The following is a 6555-nucleotide window of genomic DNA, read 5'->3' on the forward strand; positions in this document are numbered from 1 at the left end:
CACAAGAGAGGGGTCATAACGGAAGGGAACCTGACAACGCCGTGCGTATTTTCGGACGTACAAATAAAGCTGCAACAGTTTGAATCATTGCATAATTTTATCCTTAAATCGATTCCGGTTGAGGAATTATGCGTAGCAAGCCGAGGAGGAAGTGATGAGCAAAGCAATGAGCAAGCGGCAGGATGACGACGCCGAGGTGGGCGAAAAGAAACGCAAGAGGTCGTGGAACTACGAGAAAGAAATCGCGAAACTTCAGGTCGAACTCTCTCATCTGCAGGCGTGGGTAAAGAAATCGGGCGCACGCGTCGTGATCGTCTTCGAGGGCCGGGATGCAGCCGGCAAAGGCGGGATGATCAAGCGAATTACCGAGCGCGTCAGTCCACGGGTCTTTCGCGTGATCGCGTTGCCGGCCCCGACCGATCGCGAAAAATCGCAAATGTATATGCAGCGCTACATTGCACACCTGCCGGCCGCGGGCGAAATCGTCATATTCGATCGCAGTTGGTACAATCGCCTCGGCGTGGACCGGGTGATGGGATTCTGCACGGAAAAACAGGCCAGGCGCTTTCGTGAGCTGGCTCCCGCTTTTGAAGCCTCGATCGTCGAAAGCGGCATCACCCTTCTGAAGTACTTCCTCACCGTCAGCGAGGATGAACAGGATCGCCGCTTCAGACGGCGGATCGACGATCCGCTGCGGCAATGGAAGCTCAGCCCCATGGATATCGAATCCTACCAGCGGTGGTGGGACTACTCGCGTGCTTACGACGAAATGATCCGGGCGACAGATAGCCGACACGCGCCGTGGTGGATCGTTCCATCGGACGATAAGAAGCGGGCACGCATCAACTGTATCTCACACATTCTGAAGTCGATCCCGTATGAAAAGGTCAAATTTGACGAACCGGACCTCGGGAAACGGCAGAAACGACCAAGCGATTACGTCGAAGACAGAAGCATCCGTCGCGTGGTGCCGAACGTCATCGCCGAGACCATGCCGTAATCGGGATGCAATTGCGACGACGCCGTTTGCCCGGCCCGGACTGTGGCGGCTCTTCAACGCTGCGGTTTGCCCGATGGCGAAGGGAATCGCTGCCAAACTGCTTGTATTTCGGCGCGCCCGACCTGAATGTTCAATCGACAGGGCGTGGAAACCCGGAGATTGAGCTCGGCGGACAGCCTGCAAAATGTATCACGATGGCCGCCGGGCGCACGACGATCGTTCAATTTCTCTGATGTTATCCATAAACTCTATTCGTTTGAATGATGAGTTCCGGGAGCCCATATTGTGATCACGGACATGGACGAAACCTCCCATCGAGACCATGCCGCTGACTCAAGAAAGGACTCGGACATGACCACGCTCACTTATCGGGGTGCTGGCAAGACCCTAACCTCCGGCGAAGGCCGCTTCGATCTGGCGCATTACGCCCGCAGGCTTGTGCTCGCCTGGACGCGCTGGCAGACGGCTCGCGAAATCGAAGCCATGCCCTTCGACATCCGCAAGGACATCGGTTGGCCGAGCACGGACGACAACAAACACCGGGCCGTATAATGAATGCGACATTTCTCCCAAGATCAGGGCGGCGTCTGCCTAGTGCAACGCCGCCTTTTTCGTGGGCCGAGTGTTCATTCCCACGCCGTTTTCAATCTTGAATTTCAGTCGCCTATAAGCCTGCTCTTCGCCCTACCTGCAGCGCCTCCGGCGGGTTGAGCGGCCAGATCTCAGGCAATGTCGCATATTTGCTCTTCCCGGCCGCATTTATCCATGCCAGTGTCGCTTTCAGGACATCGGCGCGACGCAATCCGCGCAACGAATGTGTCATCGCCCCTCGAGCATGGATTTCGCTATGAACAGGATGCAGATCAAGAAGCGTTCGCTGGTCTTCTTTATGGTACCGCAATTCACCATGCTGCCCTTTTCGGCAGCCGTGGACACCTTGCGCATCGCCAATCGCATGCTCGGCTATCAGGCCTATACCTGGCGGCTCGCCTCCCTCGACGGGGAGAAGGTCTATTCCTCCTGCGGCATCGGCGTCGAGGCGAATTCCTCGCTGGCTGAGGAGCGCCGCCATCTCGGCGGCGAAAACCGGCCGGGCATGGTGCTTGTCTGTTCCGGCATCGATGTCGAGCAGTTCAACAACAAGTCGGTCAATGCCTGGCTGCGCGAATGCTACAACCGCGGCGTTGCCGTCGGCAGCCTCTGTACGGGCGCGCATGTGCTGGCCCAGGCTGGCCTGCTGAACGGCAAGCGCTGCGCCATCCACTGGGAAAATCTGCCGGGCTTTTCCGAAGCCTTCCCGCAGGCCGAGGTCTATGCCGATCTCTACGAGATCGACGGCAATCTCTACACCTGCGCCGGCGGCACCGCCTCACTCGACATGATGCTCAACCTCGTCGGCGAGGATTTCGGCGAGAGCCTCGTCAATCGTATCTGCGAGCAGCACCTGACCGATCGCGTGCGCAATCCGCACGACCGCCAGCGCCTGCCGCTGCGCGCCCGCCTCGGCGTGCAGAACGCCAAGGTGCTATCGATCATCGAGCTGATGGAAGGCAATCTTGCCGAGCCGCTGTCGCTGATCGAGATCGCCGATGGCGCCGGCCTTTCACGCCGCCAGATCGAGCGGCTGTTCCGCCAGGAGATGGGCCGGTCTCCGGCCCGCTACTATCTGGAAATCCGCCTCGACCGCGCCCGCCACCTGCTGGTGCAGTCCTCGATGCCTGTCGTCGAGGTCGCCGTCGCCTGTGGTTTCGTCTCGGCCTCGCATTTCTCCAAGTGTTATCGCGAACTCTACCATCGCTCACCGCAACAGGAGCGTGCCGAGCGCAAGATGACCATGGCGACCGCCCGCCAGCAGGCGGTTGCCGCCTGAGAGTTTGAAAACAACAGACCGCCGCCTGAAATGAAAAGGGCGGTGGCTCTACTGCGCCGCCTCTTCCGTCATCCTGGCGTCGGAATAGACCTGGTTGCGGCCCCGGTGTTTGGCCATGTAGAGGAACTGGTCGGCGGCGTTCAGGTAATTTTCGAAGGTCTCGTAGCCGCCAATCTCGGCGATGCCGATCGAAATCGTGACGCCGAGTTCCTCGTCGTCTGCCGTGACTTTCAACCGGGAAATATCCGAGCGGATCTCGTCGCAGAGCTTGGTTGCCGCAAGGGAATCCATCTGCGGGAAGAGGATAGCGAATTCCTCGCCCCCGAGCCGCGAGAGAAGATTGTCGCTGCCTTCGAAGATCGTAAATAGCCTGTTTGCAACCGCCTTCAGCACCTTGTCGCCGATCTCATGGCCATAGGTATCGTTCAGCCGTTTGAAATGGTCGATATCGAGAATGGCCACCGAACTCGGCACCTTCAGCCGCAGGCATTCGTTCACCAGCTTCGGGCCATTGTCGTAGAAATAGCGGCGGTTGTAGAGGCCGGTCAGGTAGTCGCAGGCCGCCGCCGCCCTCAGCTGCCGCATCTGCGCCAGCGTCTCGGCATTGTTGGCGATGCGGCATTGCAGTTCCTCGGCGACGAAGGGCCGGTAGACGAAATCGCTGGCGCCGGCCTTGAGGAAACTCGCTGAAAGCATGCGGTCGTTGGAGGAGGAAACGCCGATGACACGCAGCCTGTCGGAACCGAAGCGATGGCGGATACGCCGCGTCAGCTCGTAGCCGCTCATATCGGGCATGTGGTGGTCGGTGACGACGAGTTCGATATCGCTGTAGGCCTCGAGTGCGGCCAGCGCCTCGAGCCCCGAATTTGCCTCGACGACGAGATATTGCTGCGCCTTCAGGAGGTCGACCAACACTTGGCGCACCGAGACGACATCATCGACGACGAGCACCCGCGTCTTGCGGTTGGAGATCGCCCGCCGGACGGTTGCGACCAGGTTGTCGAGCGCGAATTCATTGTCCTTCAGCACGTAATCGATGACATTGCGCTCCATGATCCTGTTGCGCGTGTTGAGATCGAATGTCGCGGTGAAGACGATCGCCGGGATATCGTGCTCGATCGTGCAGTCGAGCGCTTCGCCATACGGCGAATCCGGCAGGTTGAGATCGACGACGGCCATGGTGTAGCCGTGACCGTCCTCGGCGAGTTCTTTGCGAAGAGCCTTTAGCGACGGGCAGGATTTGACCGCAAGGCCAAGCTCGGTCTGGAACCGATGGCAAAGCACGGCGGAAAACATCCGGGAATCTTCAACCAGAAGTATTTTAAGCCCGCCGGAGCGCAGCCCGATGCCATCTCGCTGAAAATCCGCTTGAAAAGCCACAGCCGCTACTCCCCCATGCGCCCAGTGGCCTCGACTCGACCCTCTCCCCGGCGCGGCGGACGATAACCGAGAGGCCTGCGCGCGTGAAGGGGACAAATGACGGCGTTACTTGTAATTGCAGAAATTCGATGACGGCCTGCGACCGTCATCTCCGCCTCTCCGGCGATGATACTGGAAGGGCCCTCAGGCAACCGCCCGCTCCCTGCGCATCGACTGGATTTGCAGCAGCGTATCGAGGTTCTGGTTGACGCGGCAGTAGAACTCCTCGTCGATGAAGGGACGCAGCATGAAATCATTGCCGCCGGCCTTCAGGAAACGCGCCGAAAGCAGCCGGTTCGACGAGGAGGAGACGCCGATGATGCGCAGTTCGTGCGAGCCGATACTGGAGCGGATACGCCGCGTCAGCTCGAAGCCATCGATGTCGGGCATGTTGTAGTCGGTAATCATCAGGCCGATATCGCGGTTGGCTTTCAGGATCTCCAGCGCCTTGCCGCCGTTCTCGGCGACGCTGACACGGAAATTATACCGCTTCAGCCGGCTCGACAGCAGCGCGCGGGCCGTCGCGCTATCGTCGACGATCAGCACGTGGTGACGATGATTGGTCAGGAACCGGCAGATCGATTCCGCCAGAAGGTCGACGGCGAAGATATTGTCCTTGAGGATATAGTCGACAATATCCTTGGCCATCAGCTTGTCGCGCATGCTCTCATGGAAGGTGCCGGTAAAGACGATCGTCGGAATGGAAAGATCGACCAGATATTCGAGCGCTTCGCCGTTTTCGGCTCCGGGCAGGTTGATGTTCGAGATTGCCAGCGTGATCGGATCGGAAGACTTGTCATAGGAAACCTGCAGCTCCTCGAAGCTGCGGCAGATCTCGACGTCAATGTCGAACAGCTCCTTGAGGCGTTTGCTGATCATCGACGTGAATACGTTGGAATCTTCCGCGACAATAATACGCGCGCCGGCAAACATTTCCCCGGAATATTGCATCCCCGAAATACCTAGAAACGCCATAGCAAACCTTTGATGTAAATTCTGTCCCCGGATCAAATTGGTACATCAATTGATTTGAATAATTATTAATCGGCGCTGCTGGATACGAAACGAAGAACCGGCCCGATGCGGCCGCCTACGATTTCTTGCAGATATGATTAAGAAATCAGCCGCGAAGCGCCGCATTCTCGGTATTGAACGGGCTCCCGCCAACGACCGTCGCATTATAGGTCGCGCTGAGGATCTTGATCTTCAGCTTCGTGCCTTCCGCGGCGTAATCCGGCGGCAGGATGGCAAATGCCAAAGAGCGGTTGAAACGGAAGCCGAGGTGCCGTCGGTGGCGCCGCCTGGGCGAAACGCAGACCAACATTCCATCCACACGGCACACCGATCAGCCCTCATCCTTGTACGTTGCCGTTGCTGTATAATGCGGCTGTGCGACGGGGATGCGTGTCATCCTTGGGTTTTGAACTCGTACCTCAGCAAGCATCTCCGTCGCCATATCTTCGCTCGAACGGTTGGTTGGGCTTTGAGCCCGCGTTGCAAGGAGGAGCACCCCATGCATGCCCCCAAAACTTTCATGGTCGGTATCGATGTCTCGAAGGCCCATCTCGATGTGGCCATCGAGGGTAAAGCCGCCGTTGTCCGCTTCGACAACGATGCGGCAGGCTGTGCCGCACTCGCAGCCGCGGTGATCGGCGCAGAGCTTGTCGTCGTCGAAGCCACCGGCGGTTACGAGATGGCGATCGTCAGGACACTGATGGCCGCCGGCATTGCCGTTGCCGTCGTCAATCCCCGCCAGATCCGCGATTTCGCCAGGGCCAGCGGACGTCTGGCCAAGACCGATCAGGTCGATGCCCGCGTCATTCGCCACTTCGCCAGAGCGATGCGGCCGGCACAGATCCCCCATATCGACGACGGCCGCATCGCGCTTGCTGCCCTCGTCACCCGCCGCCGCCAGCTCGTCGATATGGCGGTCGCCGAGAAGAACCGCCTCGAACATGCCCCTCAAGCCGTCGCCGTGTTGATTGCCGAGACCCTCGCCGCCCTCAAGGCCCAGCTCGCCCGCGTCGATGCCGCCATCGCGCTCGCCATCGACGCCGAGCCCGATATGACCGCACGCCGCGACCTGCTGCTGACCATCCCGGGCATCGGCGAGGTCGGCGCCGCCGTGCTCATCGCCGAACTGCCCGAACTCGGCGCCATCGACGACAAGAAGCTTGCCGCCCTCGTCGGTGTCGCACCGATGGCCCACGACAGCGGCACTTGGCGCGGACAACGCCACATTGCCGGCGGTCGCGCCACCGTCAGA

Annotated in this window: 7 protein-coding genes; 4 read left to right on the forward strand and 3 right to left on the reverse strand. The window is 59.5% G+C overall.

All coding sequences use genetic code 11. The annotated features are described in order from the left end of the window. Nucleotides 1-154 precede the first annotated feature (154 nt). The 3 genes from ppk2 to RCCGE510_RS10365 all read left to right on the forward strand — a co-directional run bounded on the left by ppk2 (nt 155) and on the right by RCCGE510_RS10365 (nt 2870). Complete coding sequence (gene ppk2, locus RCCGE510_RS10355; RefSeq protein WP_007629670.1) at nt 155-1000, forward strand: polyphosphate kinase 2; 846 nt, start codon at nt 155-157, stop codon at nt 998-1000. Nucleotides 1001-1351: 351 nt separating this feature from the next. Then, on the forward strand, nt 1352-1552 hold the full coding sequence (locus tag RCCGE510_RS10360) for a hypothetical protein (RefSeq protein WP_007629672.1): 201 nt from the start codon (nt 1352-1354) through the stop codon (nt 1550-1552). Between the two features lie 295 nt (nt 1553-1847). Next, nucleotides 1848-2870 (forward strand): GlxA family transcriptional regulator, encoded by a 1023-nt coding sequence (locus RCCGE510_RS10365; RefSeq protein WP_003564299.1) that lies wholly within the window; start codon nt 1848-1850, stop codon nt 2868-2870. A gap of 48 nt (nt 2871-2918) precedes the next feature. Here RCCGE510_RS10365 and RCCGE510_RS10370 read toward each other — a convergent pair whose 3' ends face one another. From RCCGE510_RS10370 to RCCGE510_RS10380, 3 genes are all read right to left on the reverse strand, one after another. After that, entirely contained in the window at nt 2919-4250 is a 1332-nt protein-coding gene (locus tag RCCGE510_RS10370) for a diguanylate cyclase (protein WP_007629675.1), read from the reverse strand. Between the two features lie 183 nt (nt 4251-4433). After that, entirely contained in the window at nt 4434-5264 is an 831-nt protein-coding gene (locus RCCGE510_RS10375) for a response regulator (RefSeq protein ID WP_037078243.1), read from the reverse strand. 145 nt (nt 5265-5409) lie between these two features. After that, a complete protein-coding gene (locus RCCGE510_RS10380; RefSeq protein WP_007629677.1) occupies nt 5410-5613 on the reverse strand; it encodes a hypothetical protein in 204 nt (67 codons plus the stop codon). 189 nt (nt 5614-5802) lie between these two features. Between RCCGE510_RS10380 and RCCGE510_RS10385 the strand changes: the two genes are divergently transcribed. Then, nucleotides 5803-6555 (forward strand): IS110 family transposase (locus RCCGE510_RS10385; RefSeq protein WP_007629678.1); only part of this gene is annotated, 753 nt, incomplete at its 3' end.

The sequence above is a fragment of the Rhizobium sp. CCGE 510 genome (genome assembly GCF_000292525.1).
GTDB lineage: Bacteria > Pseudomonadota > Alphaproteobacteria > Rhizobiales > Rhizobiaceae > Rhizobium.